Genomic DNA, 25162 nt, shown 5'->3' with positions numbered 1-25162 from the left:
TTTAGAAGGAGCTTTTTTTGAGTTATCCTCTATCGCCATTACGCTCTTGTTGTTTTTGCTTTGCCATACGTTTTTGATGCGCACGATCCTTTGCGCTCACATGATTAGCATCAGTTGGAAGATTTTCTTTTGAACGACCAATTCCATTACTCATCTTTATCACTCCTTTTTATATCTTTCAAAATACATCCTTATTTTCAGCTAGAGATACAATCCTTATACAAAAAAATAAGAGCAGCCATTGGCTACTCTTACTCACTCACATATTTTTGAAACATATCATGGATGCCTTTATTTACGAGGTTCGATATCTGCTCGTCAGATTTATTCGGATAACGATCACGCAATCTGATAGATGCCTTCACCATTAAATTTTCTAATACAGAACGGCCACCTTCTCCATAAATAATTTCAGCATACTTAACAAGCCTTCCATCCTCTACTGTTGCTGGATTATGATTGAAGAAAAATTTACTCATTGTCTCCACCTCTCTATTTTGATAACGTTTACATTTATATAGATTATTTATGTTATTTATTTCACAATATTGTATGCATGTATATTTAATTAGTTTCATTATAAAGCAACATATCGATAGTAAATATGTGATTTTCCGTCCATTTTGTGAACAAACCAAAAAATGAAAGCGTTTCCTATATTATATACTAAAAAAACTTACTACGCTAGGGGCAATTTTTTCAATCTACTAATCCCTCAAAAAGTGATATATTTTTTCTTTTCCCATTAAACATTATACAATTTTCAGAAATTATATTATAAAATATATGTATGACTTAAGGAGGATTTATATGAATCAAAATAAAAAAGCTATATTAGATCTTGTCTTTTATCTCGTAATCCCATTCCTCATTTGGAAATTTGCAAAACCTTATATCGATCCTTATTACGCGATGTTACTTTCCTCTGTTCCGGGGATTATTTATACACTGTATACCTTTAAAAAAGAAAAACAGTTTAACGTAACAGGATTCTTTATTTTAATTACACTCATTTCTAATACAACGGTAGACCTATTATCTGGATCAGCTGAACGAATGTTATGGAACGATGCGTATTATCACATCGTGCTCGGTATTATCGTTATATGTACCATTTTTATAAAAAAACCACTTATGTTATATTTCGCAGCAGATATTGCCGCATTGCAAGGCCATGACCGTGATAAAAGTCGTGAACTGTATCGTGATAGTCGTATCTATCCAGCACTAAAATATTTAACGCTATTTTTCGGGCTACAATTCATATTAAAAAGCTTCTTAAAAATTTATTTCATCTCTGTTTTCGGTGTAGATGGCTATGGTGAAATGAGAGCGATTATGACCGCTGTTGGATGGGGCATTTCCATTTGTATCGGAATTGGATTTGTTTGGGTAAACAACAAAATACATGCTGTTACAGAAGAAAAAGAATCTGTACAGTAAATGAAAATCCCCTAGTAGCATCATACTACTAGGGGATTTTCATTTTACTACACATATTAAGAAATCGTTAACTTGATTTTTTTCTTTTATTTTTTACGTTTCGATAAAACAAAGCAGCACTAAGCGGCATAACACCAAACCACTTATTCATAAATGGCTCTTTTTCAGCACGGCGTTGTTCTTTCTTTTGTTTACGATCTTCTTTTGGAGCATCCATATACGACACAAACTGCTGTGTCACAAAGCGAACATAATCATTAGTAGACATATTATCATCACCTCTACTTGATTAGTATGTCCACTTTTTTATTCATTAATCTTTTCTTTTAATTCATTCATGATTTGTTTTACCGATTTATTCGTCGTATCGATATGAATATGAGCCTCTTCATATTGAGCTCGGCGCGATTCAAATTTTGCCACAAATGCCTCTATATCTTTCTTCAGAAATAGTGGACGTGTCGTATCTTCACGAAGCCTTTCTGCAATTACATGTGGATCACAATATAAATACACGACAGTTCCATTTTCCTTCATCCACTTTCGGTTTTCCTCTCGCTCAATGATTCCACCACCAGTTGTAATAATTACATTACAACTGGGTAGTGAACGTAACATTTCACTTTCATATTCCCGAAAAGCGATTTCCCCTTCTTCGGCAAAAATATCACGAATTGCCTTCTCTTGCTTCTCTTCAATCTTTTGGTCGGTATCGACAACATCCATATGAAGTTCTTTACTTAATTCTTTTCCAATTGTTGTTTTCCCAGCTCCCATATAACCGGTTATGTATATAGTTTTCATGTTCGTTCCTCTCAATCATCCGTTATTATTTGTTATTATAACGAAAGATTACATTATTTAATAAAAAAACGTTTTGTTCTCCTTGTACAATGAAGAACAAAACGTCACATACACGTTTTTACTTATAAGTGCCTCTTCTCACCCACTGCGTTGCAATCCATTTCTCACCTTTCGTTACAGGTGCCCCTCCATGTAACGTAAGCTCATTTAGCGATTGATCTTGATAAAAATACTCAAAGTATACTGCCATTCCCTTTCTAGGGTGCACAGAAAGATTTAATTTCGGGAAGAACGTTTCTCCGCCTTCTTCTACATCATTTAAGTACATGATAAGCGTACTGATACGATTATTAGCAGCTGATCTACTATGTTCCGCAAAATAATCATAGTGCGCTTTATATTGTTGATCCACTTCATAATTTAAAATGTGCAATCCTTCTCCATGCGCTACAGGAACATTCATGATAGATGAAATTCGTTTTTCAATCTTTACAGTAAGCTCATTGTCTTCCAAAAATGCACCGCTACTCGTTCGAATATCATTTACATCACGTGATGAACCAACTTTAGAACGTTTCATTTTACTTTTAGACAATTCAATCAATTCGTCGCATTCTTCATCACTTAATACATTTCCTAACACGACAATAAGAGGTTCTTCGAATTTTGAAATAATGTGTATTTCCCTATCTTCCGTCATAATTGCATTTCCTTTATGATCAAAAATAGTTTGTTCCTTATTTTCACCTATTTGATTGTTATTTGTCATTTCCCTATTCTCCCTAAAAAATATGTTTGGATAGCTTGAATATATCATATTCTTTCTACCTTTCTCTTTTTTGAGAAAATTTAAACTTTCAATTGTTTTATTTATCCATTTCCTATAAAAAAATAACCTATTTTAAAATAAGAAATTATGGTTTTCATCCGTATATTTTACATACTATCCTTCTATCCAATCGAATATTTTCTCATCCTTTTTTCTATACCGGAAACTAACCTTGTAGAAAACTTCTTGTTTTATTTTGCACTGCAACGAAACGAGTATAACATCGTTTTCAAAGACGTAATTCCCACTTGCTTCGCCCTTTTCATATTGAAAGAAAAAAGTATCTTCCTTTTCTTTTTGCTGTAAGTCTTTTTTTATATTTGTAATAGATCGATTTAGTAGTTCCTCCAGTACAAACTTTTGCTCTATTTCAATATAAAATTTTTTATCTATAAGCAACATATTCGTTTCGTATACAAAGAACGAAGTTAATAATACAAGAAAAATGATTGTTCCTGGCATCGTAAATCCATCTTGTTTTCTCATATATTTATTTCCATTTCGCTATACCTGACAGCTACACCTTCATATATTTTCCCACTCATATCTTTCACATTTATAAAGAGCAAATGAGGTGTTACTTCATACGAAACCATTTCAACATTTTGCAATATAACTTCTCTTCCGCGCATATTCACTTTTCTTATAAGATGATTATTCAATTTTTCATACGTCACTTCATCTCCAGTGCGAAGACGGAAGCGCAAAAGATTATCTTTATTTTCAGGGACTATTTTTTCTACAAAAGATACTTTACGAAACTCTAACTGTACTTGTCCTATAAACACATCCCATTCCCAATTATTTAATCCTTTTGATTGGTTGTTTTCTATTCCAATAAAATTTAAACGTGGCAAGAGTAAAAAGAACAGTGATAACAGAAAAAAACATACGATCATTTCTATTAATGTAAACCCAACTTCTAATTTATTTTTTCTCCTGCATAAAAGCATTGTTCCATCATTCTTCCTTTCACATCTTTCCACATAGCACAAACTTCATTTCCTCCCCAATATGTGTAATATACATTTCCGTTTACGACTTTTTCTTGCGGTCGTTTCGCCCCATTCTCATACATATATAAAGCTGCTTCCCTTTTTAATAATACAAATGCTTTATAACGAATTTGTATGTTTTTTCGTTCTTGCATAACGAATACTGTTTGCGGAAGTAGTATAGATACTGCCATCATTACTATACTTAATGCTACAAGCATCTCAGCCATCACTGACCCTTTTTGACATTTCACGATACGTAAATCTCCCTCTCCCAAGCTGAAATACAATCTCATATTTATAACTTCGATACGAAAGTAAAATAGTGCCACCTCTATTAATATTTCCACTCGGATTATATGTCATCGGATTTGGAAAAGTATTCAAATCAATTTGTATATCGCTATCATATTCTCTTTTAATGATAGTAAGATTCTCACTTAGCTCCCCTATATAATACGTATGTCTATCTTTATACCATCGTAATGTATAGTGTTTTTGACGGTTTATCGCTAATTGTTGCATATACAAAATATCGTTTGAAAACTGTCTTAAAAATTGTTCCACTTTTTGTTTTTCATGTAATGAATGTACGTTAAAATACGTGACCATACTTAGTACAGAAATTGCAAATAGAACGAGTAGCATTTCTAACAGAGTAAAACCTTTTTGTTTCACAGTTTCCCAGTTGTTACTGTGCCATCATTTGAAATATGAATGGCTTCACCATTCGGACACTCATCAGCTGTAATATATTTTTCATCCCTTAGCTCTTTTAGCGAGGGAATTTTATTATGTTGTAAATGGTATGCTTGTATTTGAGCTTCTATAGATTTCACATAGGCTTTACATCCTTTTCCTTCGACGGATGAACGCTGTGTAACTACATTCGGAATAATTAATAGTAATAGTACAGTTATGACGACCATAACTAATAACATTTCTAAAAGGGTAAACCCTTCTTCATTCTGCATGTAAATGCCTCCTAAATAGAATTCATCATTTGAAACATTGGCATAATCATCGCTAAATACATAAGAACGACTATTCCTCCAATACACGTAAATAAAATTGGTTGAATGATCACTAACATACGTTTAACTTTTTGCTCCATCTTTTCCATAATAAGATCGCTATAGTCACCTAATTCAAGCGCCAAATTACCGTTTGCTTGTCCATGCGTAATAATATAAGAAAGTTCTTCCTCATAATATCCGCTTTTAGCAATAATAGATTGCAACGGTTCTCCTGCAATTAATTGGCGTTCAATTCGACCCGCTTCATATTGAAAGAACGGATGATAATTTTGCTCCATCATTATTGTTAGGGCCTCAAGTACTGATAGTCCACCTTGTAATAAACCGCTCAATTGAGTGGCGAAATAATGTGAATGCTTTAAAATAAGAAATGTTTTTACGAGGGGGATACGAAGCATAATTTTTACCTGCTTCATATGCGGGAGTTTCCGAAAGTAAAACATATATACACTACATCCAATCATAATGATAAAAATAGTGCTAAAAATAAGGCTGGGTAGCAGCTTAATTGCACTTAATATTTGTTCTGTAAGTAACGGTGCTGTAGAACCGAATGAACTATATACCATGTCAACCTGCGGTAATAAAATGCGGTTAAAAACAAAAATCATGATTATTAAAAAGAACGCCAAAAACATAGGATACTGCATTATTTTCATCATATCTTTCCTATACTTATCCTTTTTATAAAGAAGTGCGCTCCCTTGTTGCAACGCAAAAGAAATATCACCATGTTGCTCAGCATAAAATAAATAACTTAACACCTCCTGATGAAACATTAATTGATGAAAAGAATCATGTAGACTTTTTCCATCTTTTAATCCATCAATCATGCGCTGCAATTGTACTTTCTTTTCTAAAGGTAATTGAAACTGTAAAAATTCTAATGCCTGCAAAAGGGAGTATCCTTTTTCTAATAGTTCTCCTAATCGTTTCAGCAATACTACTTGATCACTTAAACTCCATATTTTCTTAAACATACACATCCTCTTCTAAAAATCCTAAAGCGTATCCTTTTCGTATCGAAGATTCTAATGTTTCGTGCTTGTACGTGACACATTCCCCGTTTGCTTCTTTAATTGCTTGTTTTAACTCATATCCATATAACAACTCATAAATACTCGCTTGTCTTACCTGCCTCATTGATTTACATAAAGTTGAGCACTTTCTTTGGCAAAACGGACATTTCAATTCGACAAGTCGCTGTGCAGCTATAGCCAATAAAGATTGTTCAATCTCTTGCCTCGTTATACCGAAATCCATAAATCGGTGTATCGCCCCTTTCGCATCACTAGTATGCAGTGTCGTCATTACTAAATGTCCAGTCAAACTTGCTCTTATAGCGATTTTCGCTGTTTCTTCATCACGAATTTCACCGACTAAAATAATATCTGGATCATGACGTAAAATGGCCTTTAGTCCCGCCTCATATGTGATACCTGCTTTTTCATTTATTTGAATTTGTAATACATCGTCATTTCTTTTTTCAACTGGATCTTCAAGTGTAACGATGCGACGTGTTTTCTTTTTTTTAATTACCTCTAATAATGCATACATTGTTGTTGTCTTCCCCGAACCAGTCGGTCCAGTAAATACGAGTAACCCATGTGAATAGTGTAAAAAAGAGAGTAGTTTTTTCACTGTACTTGGAAATAACGAAAGATGAGATAACGGCTGAATAGATGCTTGTAAATGAAGACGAATAACGAGACTTTCTTGGTATACGGTTGGAAGCGTGGAAAGGCGTAAATACACTTCTTGTCCATCCATTTGTAAATACAGTGAACCATTTTGTGGCTTCCGTCTCTCCCCTATATCCATGGATGCTAAAAATTTAAAGTGTGAAACAAGTTTTTCTCCAAATTCCTTTTCGATACAGTGTTTCGTCATTAAATCTTTTCCTATACGCAGTTGAACCGCTACATCCTTCTTCCGGGGCACAATATGTAAATCCGAAGCTTGTACCCTGCACGCCTCTTTCAAAATCGTATTCGCAAAAATTTCAATTCCATTCATCATTTTTCCCTCCCCACTATGTATATAGCATGAAAAAATTCATAAGAAAAATCGGTATTTTTGTATTTTCAATAGAGGAAAAAGGAAAAATATGTTTGTGAAATTATGAACAATTTCCGAATTATTGTCTGAAATTACCTATACTTATGTTTATCTGTATTATAATGTTATTATCTTGGATAAAGTGATAAAGGTGGAGATCCTCATGGAACAAGCTTTAAAAATTACAGGTGTATTATCTGACCCAACTCGTTATTACATTTATAAATATATTTCTCAAAAACATAGTTACGTAACTGTACAAGAAATTGCAGATGAGTTTGACATTCATCCAAACGTAGCACGTTTACATTTATCTAAATTAGAAGATGTTCATATGCTGAAATCGGAAACGAAGAAAACTGGAAAAGGCGGAAGACCAAGTAGATTATATGTATTATCTGAAGATGTGATTCAATTACAATTTCCATTCCGCGATTATCAATTGTTAGCAAGAATAGCATTTAATTCTTTACTTAGCCTTGGCGCCGCTGGTGAAAAAGCGCTATACGAAACGGGAAAACAATTCGGGGCCGAGTTAATGCAACAACATATGCAGCGTTTACATGTGAACGAAGATGCTTTAACAGTAGAGCAAAAAGTCCAAATTGCAAAAGAAGCTTTCTCAACAGCTGGTTTATCACCTGCATTTGAATTAAGTGCAGATGGAACGAAAATTTTCTATGATGTGCACAATTGTCCATTTAAAGAAGTTGCTGTTCATCACCCAACTGAAATTTGTAATATGCACGGAGATATGATGAAAGGGATTTTTGAAATCCTATTCCCTAACACGGAATTAACTCGAAACGATAGTCTACTAGATGGATGTAAATCTTGTAATTATAAACTAACAATTTAATTTCTCATATAAAAAGAAGCCAATTATAATTGGCTTCTTTTTATATGAATGAATATTTACAATAGTAAGAAAAATAAACTATAATGAGGAGAGGTTTACTTTTTTTAGAAAAGGAGGGAGATGGCATGGAGCGCATGTTTCGCGTTCTCAGCTTTTGGACTGGAATTTTCTCGGTTATGTTTTACGTAGGGGATATGCAACAGGCCGCACTACTATTTTTAGGACAAACAGGTTTCTTCGTACTTTTAAGCTATTTAAATTTAACAGAGCGTATGTATATATACGTATTCGGGGCATATTTAACTGTTTTCTTCATAGGATTTACATACTACACGACGTTTTTACTTGTCCCTGGAGCTGGACATTAAAGATGGCATTTTGCCATCTTTTTTTTAATTCCGCAATTCCCTAGTTGACTTATAGGTTTTATTACCTTATATTCTATATAACAGATTGGAATTAGGGGGAATCAACATGAATACACTGCTTGTCGGAATTAACGTTGCAGTCATGCTCATCTTAGTTGGCGTATTATATTATATGCAACGTAAGCATGTATCTTTTAATAAACGTGTATTTACTGCTTTAGGAGTCGGAATTATATTCGGTCTTATATTACAATTTATTTATGAGCCAACTTCTAAAGTAATTATTGAATCAAATACTTGGTTTAGCTTGATCGGTAACGGTTATGTGAAATTACTTCAAATGATCGTTATGCCACTTATTTTAGTATCTATTATTTCAGCCTTTACAAAATTACAGTTAACGAAAAACCTTGGTAAAATTAGTGGTCTTATTATCGGAATTTTAATTCTTACTACAGGAATCGCTGCAGCTGTCGGTATCGCCGCAAGTGCAGGATTTGATGTATCTGCAACAGGCCTGCAACAAGGTGATGCAGAATCTGCTCGTCTGAAACTAGTTGAAGAAAGATTTACTTCTATTGAAAAAACAACAATTCCAGATAAATTATTAGAGCTGTTACCTACAAATCCGTTTCTTGATTTAACAGGAGCTCGTCCAACATCAACAATTTCTGTTGTAATATTTGCAGCCTTTATCGGTATCGCCTTTATAGGTGTAAAACGAAAATATCCAGAACAAGCAGAACTATTTAAGAAAATGCTTGATGCTGTATATGCAATCGTAATGCGTATGGTAACATTAATTTTACGTCTTACTCCATACGGCGTATTAGCTCTTATGGCAAAAACAGTTGCTGGTAGCGACATTAATGCTATTTTAAAACTTGGTAACTTCGTGTTAGCGTCTTACGTGGCACTTATCGTAATGTTCGTTATCCACTTATTATTAATTGCTCTATCTGGTTTAAATCCAATTCAATATTTAAAAAAGGTGTTCCCTGTATTAACATTTGCATTCACATCTCGCTCTAGTGCTGGTGCAATGCCATTAAATATTGAAGCGCAAAAAGAAAAGCTTGGTATTTCCGAAGGGATTGCAAACTTCGCAGCATCATTTGGAGTATCTATCGGACAAAACGGTTGCGCAGGTATTTATCCAGCAATGCTTGCAATGATGGTCGCTCCAACTGTAGGAATCGATCCATTACAACCACAATTTATTTTAACTTTAATCGCTGTCGTTGCGATTAGCTCATTCGGTGTTGCCGGTGTTGGTGGTGGTGCAACATTCGCAGCGTTAATCGTACTATCTACAATGAACTTACCAATCGGTATTGTCGCTCTTGTTATCTCAGTTGAACCATTAATCGATATGGGTCGTACAGCTCTTAACGTAAGTGGTTCTATGACAGCAGGTCTTATTTCTAGTAAATGGCTTGGTGAATTAGATCAAGATACGTACAATCAAGATGATACAAAAACTGGTGAAATTGCTTCATAATAAAAAGGACGCTAACAAAAACTGTTAGCGTCCTTTTTTAGTTCTTTTCATCTTCCTCTTTGTCTTTTATACATAAGGCATAACATATTGTTTCAAACACTATGTAAAATCTCGTTCTTTATACTTCATTTCTATCTCCTTACACATAGAAAAAGAGAATACAATAACATATTCTCTTTTCTCAAATATACTTCATTATCTCACAGCCCGTCCTTTTCACAAATAACCATTTTGTTCGCACCATTTATGAAATTGTCCTACGTCTACTCCAACTAACACGATATCCTTTAGCTCTACATCAATGATTTGTTCTCCAATTACAATAGCAAACTGCGATTCTAATTTTGTCTCGCTGTTCTTTACAATTCCAATTCGGTTCCGATGCGGTCCATCTTTTATATATGCTTTTTGTCCTACAATATCAAAGTTCAAGTCTCTCACCTCTTTTATTGCGCTTAAATTTGAAATACGAACTCAAATTCGGAAATTTTCCTTTCCTTGCACTATTTCTCTATATATATGACGAAACAATAAAAGAGTCCTCCCTTCTTTACAATTATTTTTTCTTTGTTTCATTTTTGTGATTGAAACGTAAAGTTTATAATAAAATACACTTGGAAGCGCTTTCTATGTAATTTTTTATGTTATAATATATAAGTAGAACTTCGCAAAGAGGGTTAAAAAAATGAATACAAAAATGATTAAAAAAGTAATTGACGCATTAAAAGTATATGGCTTTCAGAATGTATCATTCTGTGACAAAACGAAACAATTTTTATTTCATAACGAAATGGATATTATGAGCGGCTATGCAGAAATAACATATAGTAGTCAATTTGAAAAATTCAACGTACAAATTCATCCGATTGAAACACATCACCAAGCAGAGTTACAAGAGGTTGAAAGACATATACAGGCCTGTATAAGAAAAGTGGAATATTTAAACGCACTTCTTAGCGGACAAACAAAACTAGATGACAAAATTATTATAATGTAAAAAAAAGAACGTGAGAATATCACGTTCTTTTTTTTACATTATACGTTCATCTTTTCCTTCAATTGAAAAAAAAGAACGTGAGCGTTCTTTTTTTTACATTATACGTTCATCTTTTCCTTCAGTTGTAATCCTGTAATGGATTCTAATACATCCATTGCTTCTCCAAATGTCATATCAAATATCGTCTTATCCTCTATGTATGGAAATTGTCTAAAGCGCTTTTCTAACATTTTCACGGCGTCCGACGTAAAGTGTACACTATCAATGCCAAATTCTGTTTCAAGAAGAACGATCCAATCTAACACATGAAAACCTAATCCGTTTACGAATGAAATAAGTTTTTCTTCTGGCTGTGAAGATAAGAATACGTGTCGTTCCATCTCATCGAAAAGTTCTTCACCTAAAACTTCTGCTAATTCATCATCATGTTCGCGTTCAATAATCTCTTCATATCCGTAATCATCCACAAGCTCTTCTACTTCTTCACTATCCTCACAAAGCAATTGACTAAGAACGGCCTCTTTCTTAAATTCACTATTTTGTACAACTTCTAAAAAGCTCGTTTCCCATCCATTTTCTAATTTCATATTATATACTCCTTTATATACGTTTCTTATCATCACTGTTCCCAAAAGATCACTTTTATAACCTTTTAGGTCGTTACTATTATTTCACATGATTCATAACATAAGATGCAAATTCAGTTGCATCTCCTTCAAAAATATTTATTTCTGGCAAATGATAGAACGTTGTTTGAAGCGGGTTTCTTTCATGATATACATATATCTTTTTCTCTAGCGCAATCGCCATTCCAAACTCTGTATGGCTCCCGTTTCCGCCATCTAATATAAGTAAAAAGACATCCGCTTCTTTAATAGCATTCTTTTCTGCCTGCCCAATTTCTCTTAATTGATCTTGATTCACTGCTCTTTCGTTTCTTGTCCAATCATATGTATGGTGCCATCCTGCATGTTTCAGTTCATTTGCTATAGAACGTACAAGATGTTTATTTTGGAATCCTGAGGCGACATAAAAATTCATTTATATACACTCCTTCATTATGTACGGGAAACTCCTTTTAGCGTTACTTGCTATAAACATAATAAAGAACGACTTCAAAAAAAAATCCCCATCTTTAAAACTTATTTGCGTTTAAATGATGGGATTCTTCATGCTCTTCTTTTATTTTCTTCTTTTTATAACTTTCATCAGCTAACATTTCTAGTTCAGCTGTTATTTCTGATTTTTCAAGCTCTCTTTCTTGCGAAAATTTCCTTGAAATATAAACAATAACACTACCAACGTACAACACAAAGCATATAATAAGTGCAGTATTTTCATAGAGACTTAGCTCCAACACAGTCACTCCTAATCCATTCGTATTTTCACGCTTCATTAATTGGAATTTCCCTACTAATCCATTTGTTATTGTAACATAAAAATATCAATCCTTGGAATCTTTCATCCTACTAAAAAAGACATGATTGTTTCATCATGCCTCTGAAATATGTTGAATGATTGTTTGAATTGCTTCTTTTCCATTATATTTTTTTAGTGCTGTTTTATACATCTCATTATTTTGATTTAATTCTTCGACATGCTTTATAAGTGATTTCACAGTCACATCTTCCTCATACAATACGGAAGCATATCCTTGTCTTTCAAAAGACTCTGCATTTAGTATTTGATCTCCACGACTTGCAAATTTCGATAGCGGAATTAAAACCATCGGCTTTTGCAATGTTAAAAACTCAAAAATGGCATTAGAGCCCGCACGTGAAATAACAAAATCTGTTATCGCTAATATGTCTGGCAGTTCCCCATGTATATATTCAAATTGTTTATATCCTTCTTTATTTTGTAAGCTTTCATCAAGATTACCTTTTCCGCAAAGATGAACAATTTGATATTTTTTCAGAAGTTCTGGTAACGCTTCTCGAACCGTTTCATTAATTTTCTTTGCGCCCAAACTTCCTCCCATAATTGTAATAACTGGCTTTTTACGTGAAAAACCTAAAAACACTAAACCTTTTTCACGATTTCCCTTTAGCACTTCTTCACGTACAGGAGATCCTGTATAGATTACTTTTTCTTTCGGTAAATGTTTCGCAGCTTCTTCAAATGTAACAAATATTTTCGAAGCAAAACGGAGCGCAATTTTGTTTGCTAGTCCTGGCGTCATATCAGATTCATGTAATAAAACAGGGACTCTATTTAGCCAGCCTCCAATTACGACTGGTACAGATACGAAACCACCTTTTGAAAAAATCACATCCGGTTTTAGTTTTCGAATCCTTACATACGCATCCATAACACCCTTCATTACAAGAAAAGGATCTTTTATATTTTTTAAATCAAAATAACGACGTAGCTTTCCACTTGAAATACTATAGTACGGAATGCCTTCCTTTTCTATAATCGTTTTCTCAATCCCTTGATGAGAACCAATATACGAGATATCCCAATTCTGTTCTTGTAAATGTGGAATGATGGCTAAATTAGGTGTTACATGCCCTGCCGAACCGCCACCTGTAAAGACTATTTTCTTCATACGTCTCCCCCTTCTACACTATAATACACTAAAATATCTTGCCTCAGGGTGAGAAAATACCATAGCCGTCACAGATGCTTCTGGCTCCATCATAAATCCTTCTGTTAATGAAATACCTATTTCTTCTGGATGAATAAGGCGAAATAACTTTTCTTGATCCGCAAGTTCTGGACATGCTGGATAACCGAAAGACACTCGTATCCCTCTATATTTCGTACGGAAACGTTCTTCCATCGTCAGTTCTAATGAATCTGGAATACCCCAGCGATCACGAATGAGCATATGTGTTTTTTCAGCAAGACCTTCTGCTAGTTCAAGCGCTAACGATTGGATCGCATGGCTGCGTAAATAATCACCCTTCGCCTTCCACTCTTCAGCAATGTCCCGAACGCCTTCCCCAACCGTAACAGATAGGAAAGCAACATAGTCCATCTCATCTCCAACTGGTCGTAAATAATCACCTAAAGTACGATATGGTGCTTTTCCTTGTCTTGGGAATGTGAAACGCTCTATAACACGCGTATGATCTTCTGGATCATATATTACAATGTTTTGTCCGTCACTTTGCGCTGGGAAAAATTGATACACCGCTTTCGGTTTTAACCAAGATTGTCCTTCCTGCAATAATTCATCTATTAAATCATTTAATTCGTGTGCTCTCTTATCTCCCTCTCGCAAAAGCTTCTTCACATTTCCTTTTAATCCAAGGTGATGTCCAAGTAGCATTTGTCTATTTAAAAATGGAGCGAGATGTGCAACTGGAATATCACGTAATACAATTCGTTTTGTTGAATCAGGTATCATAACCTCTGCCTTCGGTAATGGCTCAATTACTGCTGGAATTTCTACTTTCTTCTCCTCTTTTTTTACGATATGAAGATGACGCTCTTTTTTATCTTGTTTCATCTTCTCACGCTCTTCTTCTTTTTGAAGCTTATTAATAATATCAAGACCAGTCATCGCATCACTCGCATAACATACGAGCCCTTTATATGATGGTGAAATACGATTTTCTGTAAATTTTCTCGTTAACGCTGCCCCGCCTACAACGATTGGAACATCAATATTTGCAGCTTTTAAATCTTCAGCAGTCGTTACCATTTGTTGCGCTGATTTTACTAATAAACCAGAAAGACCAATAATGTCAGGCTTCTTTTCTTGTACTTCTTGAACAATTCGATCCGAACGAACATTGATTCCTAAATTAATAATCTCATATCCGTTATTCGATAAAATAATTTCAACGAGGTTTTTCCCAATATCATGTACGTCACCTTTAACAGTTGCTAATAATACTTTCCCCTTTTTCGCACTCTCGCTAGATTCCATATGTGGCTCTAAATAGCTTACGGCAGCTTTCATACTTTCAGCACTTTGCAATACTTCGGCAACGATAAGCTCATTATTATTAAATAATCGTCCCACCTCATCCATTCCTGTCATAAGTGGGCCATTAATAATATCCAAAGGTTTTCTTCCTTCTGTAAGTGCAAGGCTTAAATCTTCTTGTAGTCCTTGTTTCGTACCTTCTACAATGTAATTTGCCAGCCTTTCATCAAGAGTTAATGTTTCTTGGGTAACGACATCTTTCTTTTTTGCCGCGCGATAAAAATTTGTAAATTCTTCTAACGTCTCTTGCGTCGTTTCAAAAAGTAGTGCATCAGCAAGACGTTTTTCTTCCTCTGGAATTGACGCATACCGTTCTAATTTTTCCGTATTCACAATTGCGTAATCTAATCCTGCTTTCGTTGCATGGTATAAAAAGACGGAATTTAATACTTCTCGGCCAGCTGGTGGTAAACCAAAAGATATGTTACTTACACCTAAAATCGTTAAACACTCTGGCAAGGCTTCTTTAATAAGGCGAATTCCTTCTATCGTCGCTGCCGCTGAACCAATATATTCTTCATCACCTGTACCTACAGGAAATACAAGTGCATCAAAAATAATATCTGACGGGCGTATACCATATTTCGTCGTCAATAACTCATAACTTCTTTTCGCGATTTCGAGTTTTCGTTCTGCACTAACCGCCATACCATCTTCATCAATTGTTCCTACAACAATAGCAGCACCATATTTCCGAAGAAGCGGCGTCACTTTTTTAAATCGTTCTTCTCCATCTTCTAAATTAATTGAATTAATAACAGCTTTTCCTTGAATATAAGTAAGAGCTCGCTCCATCACATTTTCATCTGTTGAATCAATCATAATCGGTACTTTTAACACTTTCGTAACTTCTGCCAAGAAGTTTTCCATATCTTCTATTTCATCGCGATCAGGGTCTGCCATACAAATATCAATAATATGAGCATTTTTCTTCACTTGCGCTCTTGCGACTTCAGCAGCCTCTTCAAATTTCCCTTCTGCTACTAATCGTTTAAATTTACGTGACCCAATAACGTTTGTTCTTTCACCAACAAATAATGGTCTCATAGAGTCATCATATTGAAGTGCCTCTAATCCACTAACCCCGTGTCCAGCTCTTTCGTGGTGTTCACGTGGATTAAGAGAAGCTAACGCGGATTTTATTGCTTTTATATGGTCTGGTGTTGTGCCACAACAACCACCGATAATATTAACCCATCCTTCTTCAGCAAATCGCTTCACTTTTTCAGCGAGAGAAGATGGAGATTCATGATAATGTCCATCTTCATCAGGAAGACCTGCATTTGGATAACAAGAAATGTAACACTCCGACAAATCAGATAGTGAACGAATATGGTCTCTCATAAACTCCGGACCGGTCGCACAGTTTAATCCAACAGATAATGGCTTCATATGTTCTACTGATAAGTAAAAAGCCTCAATTGTTTGCCCGGCCAGAGTCGTTCCCATCGGTTCAATCGTTCCTGAAATCATAATAGGTACAATTTTATTTAGCTCATCAAAAGCTGCTTGAATTCCAATATAAGCAGCCTTCACGTTACGCATATCTTGACTCGTCTCAACGAGTAATACATCTACGTCGCCATTCAATAAGCCTCTAGCCTGCCGTGTATAGGCTTCAATTAATTCTTCAAACGTCACACCACCTGTAACACTAATCGCTTTCGTTGTTGGTCCCATTGCTCCCGCAACATATACTTCCTTCCCGCTTGCTTTGACCGCTTGCTTCGCTAAACGTGCTGCCTTCTCATTTAATTCCTCATCTAAATGAGACAACTCATAATCACTTAATACAATGTTTGTCGCCCCAAATGTATTTGTTTCAATAATATCTGCTCCAGCTTCAATATAAGCTTTATGAATCTTTAAAATGACATCAGGCCTTGTTTCTACTAAATATTCATTACAACCTTCGTACTCTTCTCCTCCGAAATCTTCCGCAGTTAAGTCCTCTTGCTGGATCATTGTTCCCATTGCACCATCTAATATTAAGATGTTATTTTGTAATTTTTCTTCTATACATTTCATCAATTAATACCTTCTTTCACTTCTTGCTTTTCTCTCACATATTTAACAAGATGTTCTGTAATTTCATATTTTAGAAATGGTGTAATAAGATAAATGCCGTTAAAATATTTCATCGCCGCATCGATCAATTCTTGTGAAATGCGAATCCCTTCTTCAATTGCTGCCTCTTTCGTTTCATGTCCATCCATTCTCTCCCTTATTTCTTCAGGTAGAGTAATACCCGGTACCTCAAAATGAAGGAAATCTGCATTCCTTTTACTTATTAATGGCATAATCCCAATAAAAATAGGTTGTTCCAAATGCTTTGTCGCTTCATACACTTCTTCAATTAACGCGATATCATAAATTGGCTGAGTTAAGAAATATTCCGCTCCAGCATCTATTTTCCGTTCCATTCGCTTAACCGCTGCTTTTAAATGTCTTACATGCGGATTAAACGCACCTCCCACTGAAAACCTTGTTGCTGGACCAATTGATTTCCCTAAAATCGAGCGCCCGTCGTTCATTTCTTTAATCATTTTAATGAGCTCAATAGAGGACAAATCATATACAGAAGTGGCACCTGGAAAATCACCAACGCGTGCTGGATCCCCAGTTAAAGCTAACACCTCTTCCATACCTAACGCTGATAGGCCTAGTAAATGAGATTGTAGTCCGATGACGTTATGGTCTCTACACGTTAAGTGCGTCAATACCGGAATATCGTGCTTCGTTAATAATGCCCCCATTGCCATATTCGAGATGCGAGGCGATGCTAATGAATTATCTGCTAGAGTAATAGCATCTGCCCCAGCTCTTTTCAATGCTCTTGCGCCTTCAAAAAATCGCTGCGTATCTAACGTTTTCGGTGGATCTAATTCCACTACTACTGTCGTTTGTTTTTTTGCTTTCTCTGCTAATGTGACATGAGCTTTTGAACGTTTCTCGTGTGTATGAACTACTTTCGGTCTTTGAATCGTATCCTTTTCTATTACAGGTGTAACATTTGCAATTGCACGTTTCATACTTTCAATATGTTCTGGAGTCGTGCCACAACAACCACCTAATAACCGAATACCTTGCTCAATAAATTTCGGTGTCATCGCTTCGAAATAAGCTGGACTTCCCTCATATACGTAACGTCCCTCCACATAATTTGGGAGACCTGCATTCGGATATGCTGACAAGTAGCCATTTTGCGGAATCGATATCATTTTAAAAGCTTCCGTCATGTGAAGTGGCCCTAGTTGACAGTTCAATCCAACGACATTTGCACCGTAATCTAAAAGCTGTTTTAATATTTCATTTACATCATTTCCATTTTGAGTTGTATCTGCCTCATGCAATGCTAATTGAGCTACAATTGGAATATTCGTTTGTTTTCGTAACACCTGAACAGCATGAAGTAATTCAAACTCATCATAGAAAGTTTCTAATAGCAGTCCATCAACCTGTTCTTCTAGTAATGCACTTGCCTGTTCCAGTAACATAAATTCTCTTTCCATATCAGTTGTCGTAACAGCTCCGATATGTTTCATACCACCAATTGTTCCTAAAATTGCATTTCTGTCTATAACAGATGCTTTCGCCAGTTTTACTGCGGCTCTATTAATTTCAGTAACTTGATTTTCTAAACCATACATACGTAATTTCGCTTCATTTGCTCCGTACGTATTTGTTTGAATCACATCAGCCCCAGCAGCTACATATTGCTTATGAATCGATATAATTAAATCTGGATCAGATATATTCAATTCTTCAAAACTACTTTGCAAACCATGTGAATGTAATAACGTCCCAACCGCACCATCACTTATTACAATTCCTTTTGATAATAAATCTAGTAATTTCACAAATCTCCCTCATTTCTATCAATATAAAAACCCCCTCTTCACTTTGAAGAGGGGGACATAATTGTTCCTCCTCTTATTATGCAAAACATTCGTTTTGCAGGTATTAGCACCGTTTCAAACATTTCGTTTGAAGGTTGCTGGGTTTCACAGGGCCTTTCCCTCCACCGCTCTCAATAAGAGTTTGTCTTTATTATTTTATTTATGTAGCTAAAAGGAAATACGTTCCCCTTTTAACAATGTTTGTTAATTTTTTAATAAATTTAGCATGCACAAATGCAAAAGTCAATGACACTTGCGGAAAAATAAAAATTATTTAAAATAAAGTTGCAATTCAATTATCTTTTGTTGTAAAGTTAAAAACATAATAAAAATTTCATACGAACATTCTTATCTAGAGAGGTAGAGGGACTGGCCCTATGACGCCTCAGCAACCATTAACATTTGTTAATAAGGTGCTAATTCCAGCAAATTGTGAAAGATTTGACAGATGAGAAGAAGACTCTATTCAAACCGAAAGCCTTCTTCTTTAGAAGGCTTTTTTTATTTTACCCCGCTATTTGAGGGCAGTAAGATTCCCAACTCAAAATTCAGCTAGAACAAAGAAGTTAGGTGGGAATCGACTGCCCGTAAAAGCCCGATTGGTGAGAGCTAATAATCAGTGGGGGATGCCCCCCTCACTGATTAAAGTTTCACTTTACATTCACTTAATTGTTAATTTAAAAAGGAGGAATTTTCACATGTCAACTATTGAAACAAAACTAGCACAAATCGGAAACCGGAGCGAAACTACAACAGGAACTGTTAACCCACCTGTTTATTTTTCAACTGCTTATCGTCATGAAGGAATTGGTAACTCTACTGGCTTTGACTATTCACGAACTGGCAATCCAACTCGTGGTCTTTTAGAGCAGGCAATCGCAGACTTAGAATATGGTGAACAAGGTTATGCCTGTAGTTCAGGGATGGCAGCTGTTCTCCTCGTCCTCTCCCTATTCCGTTCTGGAGATGAACTTATTGTATCCGAAGATTTATACGGGGGCACTTATCGATTATTTTCTGAGCACGAAAAAAAGTGGAATGTTCGATGTAGATACGTAAATACACAATCTATTAAACAAATTGAGCAAGCTATCACAACTGAAACGAAAGCTATTTTCATAGAAACTCCAACTAATCCGTTAATGCAAGTTACTGATATTGCCGCTGTCGCAACTGTAGCGAAAAGACACGGACTACTTCTTATTGTAGACAACACATTCTATACGCCTTATATACAGCAGCCATTAACAGAAGGTGCCAACATTGTACTTCATAGCGCAACGAAATATTTAGGTGGACATAACGATGTCCTAAGCGGACTTGTCGTTGCAAAAGGAAAGGAACTTTGTGAGGAAATCGCTCATTATCATAATGCCTCTGGTGCGGTCTTAAGTCCATTTGACTCATGGCTATTAATTCGTGGTATGAAAACGTTAGCGCTTCGCATGAGACAACATGAAGAAAATGCAAAAGCAGTTGTTGCTTATTTAAATGATGAAGACGGGGTGACAGATGTATTTTATCCTGGAAGAGGTGGCATGATCTCATTTCGTCTGAAAGATGAAACATGGATTAATCCATTCTTACAATCTTTATCCTTAATTACATTTGCTGAAAGTCTTGGTGGTGTTGAAAGTTTAATGACGTATCCAGCAACGCAAACACACGCTGATATTCCTGAAGAAATCAGAACAGCAAACGGTGTATGTAATCGTCTTCTGCGATTTTCCGTTGGCATTGAAAATAGTAACGATTTAATTCAAGACTTAAAGCAAGCCATTAAACTTGTAAAAGAAGGTGTAAGAATATGAGTTATTCTATAGATACACTCTTACTGCACAACCAATATAAACATGACTCACAAACAGGAGCTGTTAACGTTCCCATCTATAATACATCAACATTCCACCAGTTTGATGTAGATACGTTCGGAAAATATGACTATAGTCGCTCTGGTAATCCAACTCGTGAAGCTCTTGAAGATATCATTGCTTTATTAGAAGGAGGAACAAAGGGATTTGCCTTCGCATCAGGAATTGCAGCGATTTCTACTGCATTCCTCCTTCTTTCACAAGGCGATCACGTACTCATTTCAGAAGACGTATATGGAGGAACTTACCGAATTATAACTGAAGTGCTCTCCCGTTACGGTGTGTCACATACATTTGTTGATATGACAAATGTAGAAGAAATAAAGCAAAACATTAAGCCAAACACAAAACTCTTTTATGTGGAAACACCCTCTAATCCACTTTTAAAAGTGACAGATATTTGTGCTGTTTCTAAACTTGCAAAATCTATTGACGCCCTTACTTTTGTTGATAATACATTTTTGACACCACTATTCCAGAAACCACTTGATCTTGGTGCCGATGTCGTTCTTCATAGTGCCACAAAATTCATTGCCGGTCATAGTGATGTTACTGCCGGATTAGCGGTTGTAAAAAATGCCGAACTCGCTCAAAAACTTGGATTTTTACAAAATGCATTCGGCGCTATTTTAGGTCCTCAAGATTGTTCTCTCGTACTTCGCGGTCTAAAAACATTGCATGTACGTCTTGAGCATTCAGCTGCAAACGCCAATAAAATTGCACATTATTTACAAGAGCACACTAAAGTTAAAAATGTCTATTATCCTGGCTTACAAACACATCTTGGATTTGATATTCAACAATCTCAAGCTACATCAGCCGGAGCTGTCCTATCTTTCACTTTACAATCAGAAGACGCACTCCGCCAATTTTTATCAAAAGTAAAATTACCGGTCTTTGCAGTTAGTTTAGGAGCTGTCGAATCGATTCTTTCCTACCCAGCTAAAATGTCACATGCAGCACTGTCGCAAGAAGCTCGTGATGAAAGAGGGATTTCTAATTCATTACTTCGGTTATCTGTCGGCCTTGAAAATGTTGACGATTTAATATCCGATTTTGAAAATGCCCTTTCTTATGTAGAAGAACCTGTCAATGCATAGAACGAACAGAAGATATGAAATTAATTTTTCATATCTTCTGTTTTATGCCATTAAGTATATTTTTTACTTTTCGTATAGTTCATAAAAAAACGAAAGAGCACCATCTATTTCTAAATAATGAATTAATTGATATATTAAGAAGTAAAACAGGGGCAAAAATAATGGATACTTGTGCAGATGTTTTAATCGTTATCGATTTACAAAATGGAGTATGTTATAGCGAAGAGCATTTATTCGATTTACAAAATTTACTTACAAAAGTAAATAAAAGAATTCCTTCATACAGAAAATCAAATAAACCAATCATTTTTATTCAACATTGTGATGATGATTTAGTACCCGAAAAAGAACTTTGGGCTATTCATGCTGATCTAGATGTTCAGGAACAAGATTTTTTTGTAAGAAAAACACATGCCAATTCATTTTATAAAACAAACTTGAAAGAGATTTTAGAACAATTATCTGTACACCGTATTGAATTTTGTGGTGCCCAAACAGAGTACTGTATGGATGCTACGATTAAATTTTCCCATGGACTAGAATACGAAAACTTCATGGTACAGAAAGCAACCTCTACGTTAAATAATCCATTTATGTCCGCAAAAGAGACAATTGATTTTTATGAAAATATATGGAACCGCAGATTTTTAAAGCTGATAAAAGATGAAATCTAGAATATATAACTAATGTCTTGGTAATTCTAAAATTTATCAGCTATACTCAAATATTTTGTTATCACCATAAAGAAGCTGACTACATTCAACTTCTTTTCTTTTAACCTGTTTTATATTCTATATATAACATTATAATTCCTTTTTCTTATTATTTTAAAAATTTTGTATATTCATTTGAAAGAATAAGAAAATCATGATAAAATTGTGTTACAAATATATCTATATCTTTCAATTTTTAAAACGCATTGAAATTTTCACCCAAAAATGTCATTTTACAAAACCATGCAAATTTATCTACTTTATTTACATCAGGGTCTCTTTTCTTACAATTTCTTTACTTTAGGACTTTTTTTCTGCAACAACTGTTTTCTTTTCTTTAATTTTTTGGTATGTATAGTATGGTATAACAGCTCACACGGAGGTGGAAAAGAACATGTTAGAAACCTTTCAAAAAGAAATAGAACTATATGAAAGCAATGCAGAATTATTGAAAGTACTTGCTCATCCTGTTCGCTTATGTATTGTAAAAGGATTAATTGAACGTGGTCCAAGCAACGTTTCTACAATGTACACTGGCTTAAATATGCCACAATCTACAATTTCACAGCATTTAGCAAAATTAAAAAGTGCTAAAATCGTTTCCAGTGAAAGAAAAGGATTAGAAATTTATTACAAAGTAGAAAACGAGACAATCATTCAACTCGTTCGCGTATTATTAGGTTAAGAGCTCATAAACAGAGAAAAAGGGCGTATTTTATATTTTTTATCTCATATCTTTAATATAAATATATATCATGAGAGAAAATATATGATGCTACATAATTAAAAAGTCGTATTAAAAAACAAGACACAGAAATATGCTGTGTCTTGTTTTTTTATATTTTCAAATACTGATTCAAGTGTAACTGTTGCATATGTTTCGTATGTATCACAACATCAAATGCACTCCCTAATCCTCCGCTCAAAATCATAGAACGAACTGCACGATTTTGTTTTTGAGTTTCAGAAAAAGGATTTCGATCTTGGTGACCCGTAAGCTGATCTAATATTCCTGCTGCTAACAAAAACTCAGATTGCTTCTTATGCCATACTATATTCATGCCTTGCAGGCTAAACATCTCTTTCAGCTCGTCCCAATGAATATGAGTAGTAAGATCCATTTCACCTGGATGCGCTAAAGGATTACGGATTAACTTATGCTCGTAATATCCTCGTAAACTTCCTTCTTGATGTGCAGGATGCATCCATTCTTCTTTTGTGTATCCATAATCAACGGTAATACATACACCTCGTTGAAACCATTTCGCAATTTCTTCTATATATTCTTCCATCACAAGTGGCACTTCAAAACGCTGACCTTCAGCAAGATGAATATTATATTTCAATAAGTATCGACCAATACTTTTCTGTAGCGGTCTACATACTTCTGCGAGTTTCCCTTCCTCTGTGTACGTAACACGTACTTCATACAATATTCCATTTCTCTTCTCAATTACTTCAACAGGAAATGCATCAAATAACTCATTCGAAAAAAGAATCCCTTCGAACGATTCTCCCATTTCACTATGCGACGTATAATACGACACATTAGAAAACGAACAAAGATTTTTCTGCTGTAAGTTTCTATGAAAAGGGCTCATTTCAATCATTGAATAGTTTAAATCAATAAAGGTTTCTGGAGATACTTGCTTCCACTCTTGTAAAACATCATAGGCAAACCTTCCTGTTCCCCCACCAATCTCACAAATATTCGGAGCAACTTCACCATTTTCAACAAGACGAATAAAAAATTTAGCAAATGTTTTTGCAAAAACAGAGGATACGTTGCTACTTGTAAAAAAATCCCCTTGTCTTCCAATTTTTTCACGTTCCTTCATATAATAGCCATGTCCCTCTGTGTACAATACGAGGTTCATATACGTACTATATGAAATTGAATAATCCTTCTCTTTCTCCATCCATTCTTTTAAAATGAGCTCCATCTCCATACTAGCTCCTTACTGTAAAAATGGATTATTTTCTTTTTCAAAACCAATGCTTGTTTCTGGACCATGTCCACATAGCACCGCTGTTTCATCTGGTAATACAAATAATTTTTCTTCAATACTTCCAATCAATTCAGCAAAACTTCCACCGGGTAAATCTGTTCTTCCGATGCTCATTTGGAACAATACATCACCAGAAAATACAGCATTCGCCTCTTTACAATAATAAGAAATACTGCCTGGAGAATGTCCTGGCGTCTCAAAAATCTCAAAATTAAATGAACCAATTGCTAATGCACCTTCTGCATCAATAATATGATCTGCTGGTTTTGCTGTAATACTGCGATTCATCATAAAAATTTGAGAGCCATTTACAGTTGCATCGCCTAACCAATCTGCTTCTTCTTTATGTACGTACACAGGAATATGAAAAGCGTCTCTTACCGCGTCAACAGCACCAATATGATCAAAGTGAGCATGTGTTAATAAAACAGCAAGTGGCTTTAATTGTTCTTCTTGTAAATATGTAACGAGCTTCTCTCCTTCGTGACCAGGATCAAAGATAATACACTCATTTTGATCATTCGTTAAAATATAAGCATTCGTTTGTAATGGGCCTAACGGCATTTGTATCCATTTCATATGAAAATCTCCTCCAATTATTAAACTTACTTTCAATGATACAACATTTTTTTCTCTTAGGAAAAGAAAGGATGCTATCTCGACAATCATTTTTAAAACATGTACAATATAAAAGAGTTAATATTCTAAAAACTCATATTAAGGAATGGGTAGACAGAGG

The 25162-nt window shown here is 35.0% G+C and carries 30 protein-coding genes, 1 pseudogene and 2 riboswitches; of the genes and pseudogenes, 10 read left to right on the top strand and 21 right to left on the bottom strand.

The features are described 5' to 3' along the window. Positions 1 to 22 precede the first annotated feature (22 nt). Together DT250_RS32210 and DT250_RS10545 are read right to left on the bottom strand one after the other, a co-directional pair. Positions 23 to 154 (bottom strand): hypothetical protein, encoded by a 132-nt coding sequence (locus tag DT250_RS32210; protein ID WP_000064661.1) that lies wholly within the window; start codon positions 152 to 154, stop codon positions 23 to 25. Positions 155 to 251: 97 nt separating this feature from the next. After that, positions 252 to 479 carry a hypothetical protein gene (locus DT250_RS10545; protein WP_000032702.1) on the bottom strand — a complete coding sequence of 76 codons (228 nt, stop codon included), beginning with the start codon at positions 477 to 479 and terminating at the stop codon, positions 252 to 254. A gap of 73 nt (positions 480 to 552) precedes the next feature. On the opposite strand from DT250_RS10545, the pseudogene DT250_RS10540 reads away from it, so the two are divergent. Together DT250_RS10540 and DT250_RS10535 are read left to right on the top strand one after the other, a co-directional pair. Beyond that, positions 553 to 670, top strand: a pseudogene (locus tag DT250_RS10540) (GTP pyrophosphokinase). A 140-nt stretch (positions 671 to 810) separates the two neighbouring features. Next, complete coding sequence (locus DT250_RS10535) at positions 811 to 1443, top strand: VC0807 family protein (RefSeq protein ID WP_088064402.1); 633 nt, start codon at positions 811 to 813, stop codon at positions 1441 to 1443. A gap of 67 nt (positions 1444 to 1510) precedes the next feature. Here the strand turns inward: DT250_RS10535 and DT250_RS10530 are convergent, their stop codons facing one another. The 10 genes from DT250_RS10530 to comGA form a co-directional block, all read right to left on the bottom strand. After that, the gene (locus DT250_RS10530; RefSeq protein ID WP_000106081.1) at positions 1511 to 1711 is read right to left on the bottom strand and encodes a YqzE family protein; all 201 of its coding nucleotides are present in this window, start codon (positions 1709 to 1711) and stop codon (positions 1511 to 1513) included. 38 nt (positions 1712 to 1749) lie between these two features. After that, positions 1750 to 2247, bottom strand: a complete 498-nt coding sequence (locus tag DT250_RS10525; RefSeq protein WP_149213034.1) for a shikimate kinase — start codon at positions 2245 to 2247, stop codon at positions 1750 to 1752. A 118-nt stretch (positions 2248 to 2365) separates the two neighbouring features. Beyond that, entirely contained in the window at positions 2366 to 3016 is a 651-nt protein-coding gene (locus DT250_RS10520) for a 2OG-Fe(II) oxygenase (protein ID WP_046957539.1), read from the bottom strand. Between the two features lie 174 nt (positions 3017 to 3190). Further along, entirely contained in the window at positions 3191 to 3562 is a 372-nt protein-coding gene (gene comGG, locus DT250_RS10515; RefSeq protein WP_046956345.1) for a competence type IV pilus minor pilin ComGG, read from the bottom strand. Next, on the bottom strand, positions 3559 to 4029 hold the full coding sequence (gene comGF / locus DT250_RS10510) for a competence type IV pilus minor pilin ComGF (RefSeq protein WP_097907746.1): 471 nt from the start codon (positions 4027 to 4029) through the stop codon (positions 3559 to 3561). The genes comGG and comGF overlap by 4 nt, the downstream gene beginning before the upstream one ends. Then, the gene (locus DT250_RS10505) at positions 3999 to 4301 is read right to left on the bottom strand and encodes a competence protein ComG (protein WP_149213108.1); all 303 of its coding nucleotides are present in this window, start codon (positions 4299 to 4301) and stop codon (positions 3999 to 4001) included. Before DT250_RS10505 ends, comGF begins: the two co-directional genes overlap by 31 nt. Continuing rightward, positions 4294 to 4749 carry a comG operon protein ComGD gene (gene comGD, locus DT250_RS10500; protein ID WP_000810391.1) on the bottom strand — a complete coding sequence of 152 codons (456 nt, stop codon included), beginning with the start codon at positions 4747 to 4749 and terminating at the stop codon, positions 4294 to 4296. Before comGD ends, DT250_RS10505 begins: the two co-directional genes overlap by 8 nt. Continuing rightward, a complete protein-coding gene (gene comGC / locus DT250_RS10495) occupies positions 4746 to 5045 on the bottom strand; it encodes a competence type IV pilus major pilin ComGC (protein WP_088064405.1) in 300 nt (99 codons plus the stop codon). The genes comGD and comGC overlap by 4 nt, the downstream gene beginning before the upstream one ends. A gap of 11 nt (positions 5046 to 5056) precedes the next feature. After that, complete coding sequence (gene comGB, locus DT250_RS10490; protein WP_137010973.1) at positions 5057 to 6088, bottom strand: competence type IV pilus assembly protein ComGB; 1032 nt, start codon at positions 6086 to 6088, stop codon at positions 5057 to 5059. Continuing rightward, complete coding sequence (gene comGA / locus DT250_RS10485; protein ID WP_149213033.1) at positions 6081 to 7124, bottom strand: competence protein ComGA; 1044 nt, start codon at positions 7122 to 7124, stop codon at positions 6081 to 6083. The genes comGB and comGA overlap by 8 nt, the downstream gene beginning before the upstream one ends. Before the next feature lie 205 nt (positions 7125 to 7329). Here comGA and DT250_RS10480 point away from each other — a divergent pair, with 205 nt between their 5' ends. The 3 genes from DT250_RS10480 (at position 7330) to DT250_RS10470 (ending at position 9894) form a co-directional block, all read left to right on the top strand. Next, positions 7330 to 8025, top strand: a complete 696-nt coding sequence (locus DT250_RS10480; protein WP_000434122.1) for a helix-turn-helix transcriptional regulator — start codon at positions 7330 to 7332, stop codon at positions 8023 to 8025. 125 nt (positions 8026 to 8150) lie between these two features. Beyond that, positions 8151 to 8393, top strand: coding sequence for a DUF2626 domain-containing protein (locus DT250_RS10475; RefSeq protein ID WP_149213032.1), 243 nt, complete (start codon positions 8151 to 8153; stop codon positions 8391 to 8393). Positions 8394 to 8499: 106 nt separating this feature from the next. After that, positions 8500 to 9894 (top strand): L-cystine transporter, encoded by a 1395-nt coding sequence (locus DT250_RS10470; protein WP_048562307.1) that lies wholly within the window; start codon positions 8500 to 8502, stop codon positions 9892 to 9894. A gap of 216 nt (positions 9895 to 10110) precedes the next feature. Here the strand turns inward: DT250_RS10470 and DT250_RS10465 are convergent, their stop codons facing one another. After that, the gene (locus tag DT250_RS10465) at positions 10111 to 10326 is read right to left on the bottom strand and encodes a DUF3912 family protein (protein WP_001008334.1); all 216 of its coding nucleotides are present in this window, start codon (positions 10324 to 10326) and stop codon (positions 10111 to 10113) included. A 253-nt stretch (positions 10327 to 10579) separates the two neighbouring features. Between DT250_RS10465 and DT250_RS10460 the strand changes: the two genes are divergently transcribed. Then, a complete protein-coding gene (locus DT250_RS10460) occupies positions 10580 to 10891 on the top strand; it encodes a hypothetical protein (RefSeq protein WP_001093232.1) in 312 nt (103 codons plus the stop codon). Between the two features lie 98 nt (positions 10892 to 10989). Here the strand turns inward: DT250_RS10460 and DT250_RS10455 are convergent, their stop codons facing one another. From DT250_RS10455 to DT250_RS10430, 6 genes are all read right to left on the bottom strand, one after another. Beyond that, positions 10990 to 11478, bottom strand: a complete 489-nt coding sequence (locus DT250_RS10455) for a hypothetical protein (protein ID WP_000764275.1) — start codon at positions 11476 to 11478, stop codon at positions 10990 to 10992. A gap of 79 nt (positions 11479 to 11557) precedes the next feature. Next, entirely contained in the window at positions 11558 to 11932 is a 375-nt protein-coding gene (locus DT250_RS10450) for a nucleoside 2-deoxyribosyltransferase (RefSeq protein WP_001012499.1), read from the bottom strand. Positions 11933 to 12026: 94 nt separating this feature from the next. Beyond that, entirely contained in the window at positions 12027 to 12287 is a 261-nt protein-coding gene (locus DT250_RS10445; RefSeq protein ID WP_000817963.1) for a DUF3966 domain-containing protein, read from the bottom strand. A 96-nt stretch (positions 12288 to 12383) separates the two neighbouring features. Beyond that, on the bottom strand, positions 12384 to 13442 hold the full coding sequence (murG, locus tag DT250_RS10440; RefSeq protein ID WP_088064408.1) for an undecaprenyldiphospho-muramoylpentapeptide beta-N-acetylglucosaminyltransferase: 1059 nt from the start codon (positions 13440 to 13442) through the stop codon (positions 12384 to 12386). Between the two features lie 18 nt (positions 13443 to 13460). Next, positions 13461 to 16859 (bottom strand): methionine synthase, encoded by a 3399-nt coding sequence (gene metH, locus DT250_RS10435; protein ID WP_149213031.1) that lies wholly within the window; start codon positions 16857 to 16859, stop codon positions 13461 to 13463. Continuing rightward, entirely contained in the window at positions 16859 to 18691 is a 1833-nt protein-coding gene (locus DT250_RS10430; RefSeq protein WP_149213030.1) for a bifunctional homocysteine S-methyltransferase/methylenetetrahydrofolate reductase, read from the bottom strand. The genes metH and DT250_RS10430 overlap by 1 nt, the downstream gene beginning before the upstream one ends. Positions 18692 to 18761: 70 nt before the next feature. Then, positions 18762 to 18871, bottom strand: a riboswitch (SAM riboswitch). 204 nt (positions 18872 to 19075) lie between these two features. Then, a riboswitch (SAM riboswitch) is annotated at positions 19076 to 19185 on the top strand. A 243-nt stretch (positions 19186 to 19428) separates the two neighbouring features. Here DT250_RS10430 and metI point away from each other — a divergent pair. From metI to DT250_RS10410, 4 genes are all read left to right on the top strand, one after another. After that, positions 19429 to 20541 carry a cystathionine gamma-synthase/O-acetylhomoserine thiolyase gene (gene metI, locus DT250_RS10425; RefSeq protein ID WP_088064411.1) on the top strand — a complete coding sequence of 371 codons (1113 nt, stop codon included), beginning with the start codon at positions 19429 to 19431 and terminating at the stop codon, positions 20539 to 20541. Next, on the top strand, positions 20538 to 21701 hold the full coding sequence (gene metC, locus DT250_RS10420; protein WP_149213029.1) for a cystathionine beta-lyase: 1164 nt from the start codon (positions 20538 to 20540) through the stop codon (positions 21699 to 21701). The genes metI and metC overlap by 4 nt, the downstream gene beginning before the upstream one ends. 161 nt (positions 21702 to 21862) lie before the next feature. Continuing rightward, a complete protein-coding gene (locus tag DT250_RS10415) occupies positions 21863 to 22375 on the top strand; it encodes a cysteine hydrolase family protein (RefSeq protein ID WP_149213028.1) in 513 nt (170 codons plus the stop codon). A gap of 433 nt (positions 22376 to 22808) precedes the next feature. After that, on the top strand, positions 22809 to 23099 hold the full coding sequence (locus tag DT250_RS10410; RefSeq protein WP_000894375.1) for an ArsR/SmtB family transcription factor: 291 nt from the start codon (positions 22809 to 22811) through the stop codon (positions 23097 to 23099). 151 nt (positions 23100 to 23250) lie between these two features. Here DT250_RS10410 and DT250_RS10405 read toward each other — a convergent pair whose 3' ends face one another. Together DT250_RS10405 and DT250_RS10400 are read right to left on the bottom strand one after the other, a co-directional pair. Next, positions 23251 to 24363 carry a class I SAM-dependent methyltransferase gene (locus DT250_RS10405; protein WP_149213027.1) on the bottom strand — a complete coding sequence of 371 codons (1113 nt, stop codon included), beginning with the start codon at positions 24361 to 24363 and terminating at the stop codon, positions 23251 to 23253. A gap of 9 nt (positions 24364 to 24372) precedes the next feature. Continuing rightward, positions 24373 to 25002 carry an MBL fold metallo-hydrolase gene (locus DT250_RS10400; RefSeq protein WP_000871244.1) on the bottom strand — a complete coding sequence of 210 codons (630 nt, stop codon included), beginning with the start codon at positions 25000 to 25002 and terminating at the stop codon, positions 24373 to 24375. Between the last annotated feature and the right edge of the window lie 160 nt (positions 25003 to 25162).

Origin of the sequence: Bacillus sp. AR2-1 (assembly GCF_008368755.1) — a bacterium.
GTDB lineage: Bacteria > Bacillota > Bacilli > Bacillales > Bacillaceae_G > Bacillus_A > Bacillus_A wiedmannii.
The sequence above is the reverse complement of the archived record's forward strand: the minus strand, read 5'-3'. Positions and strand labels throughout refer to the sequence as shown.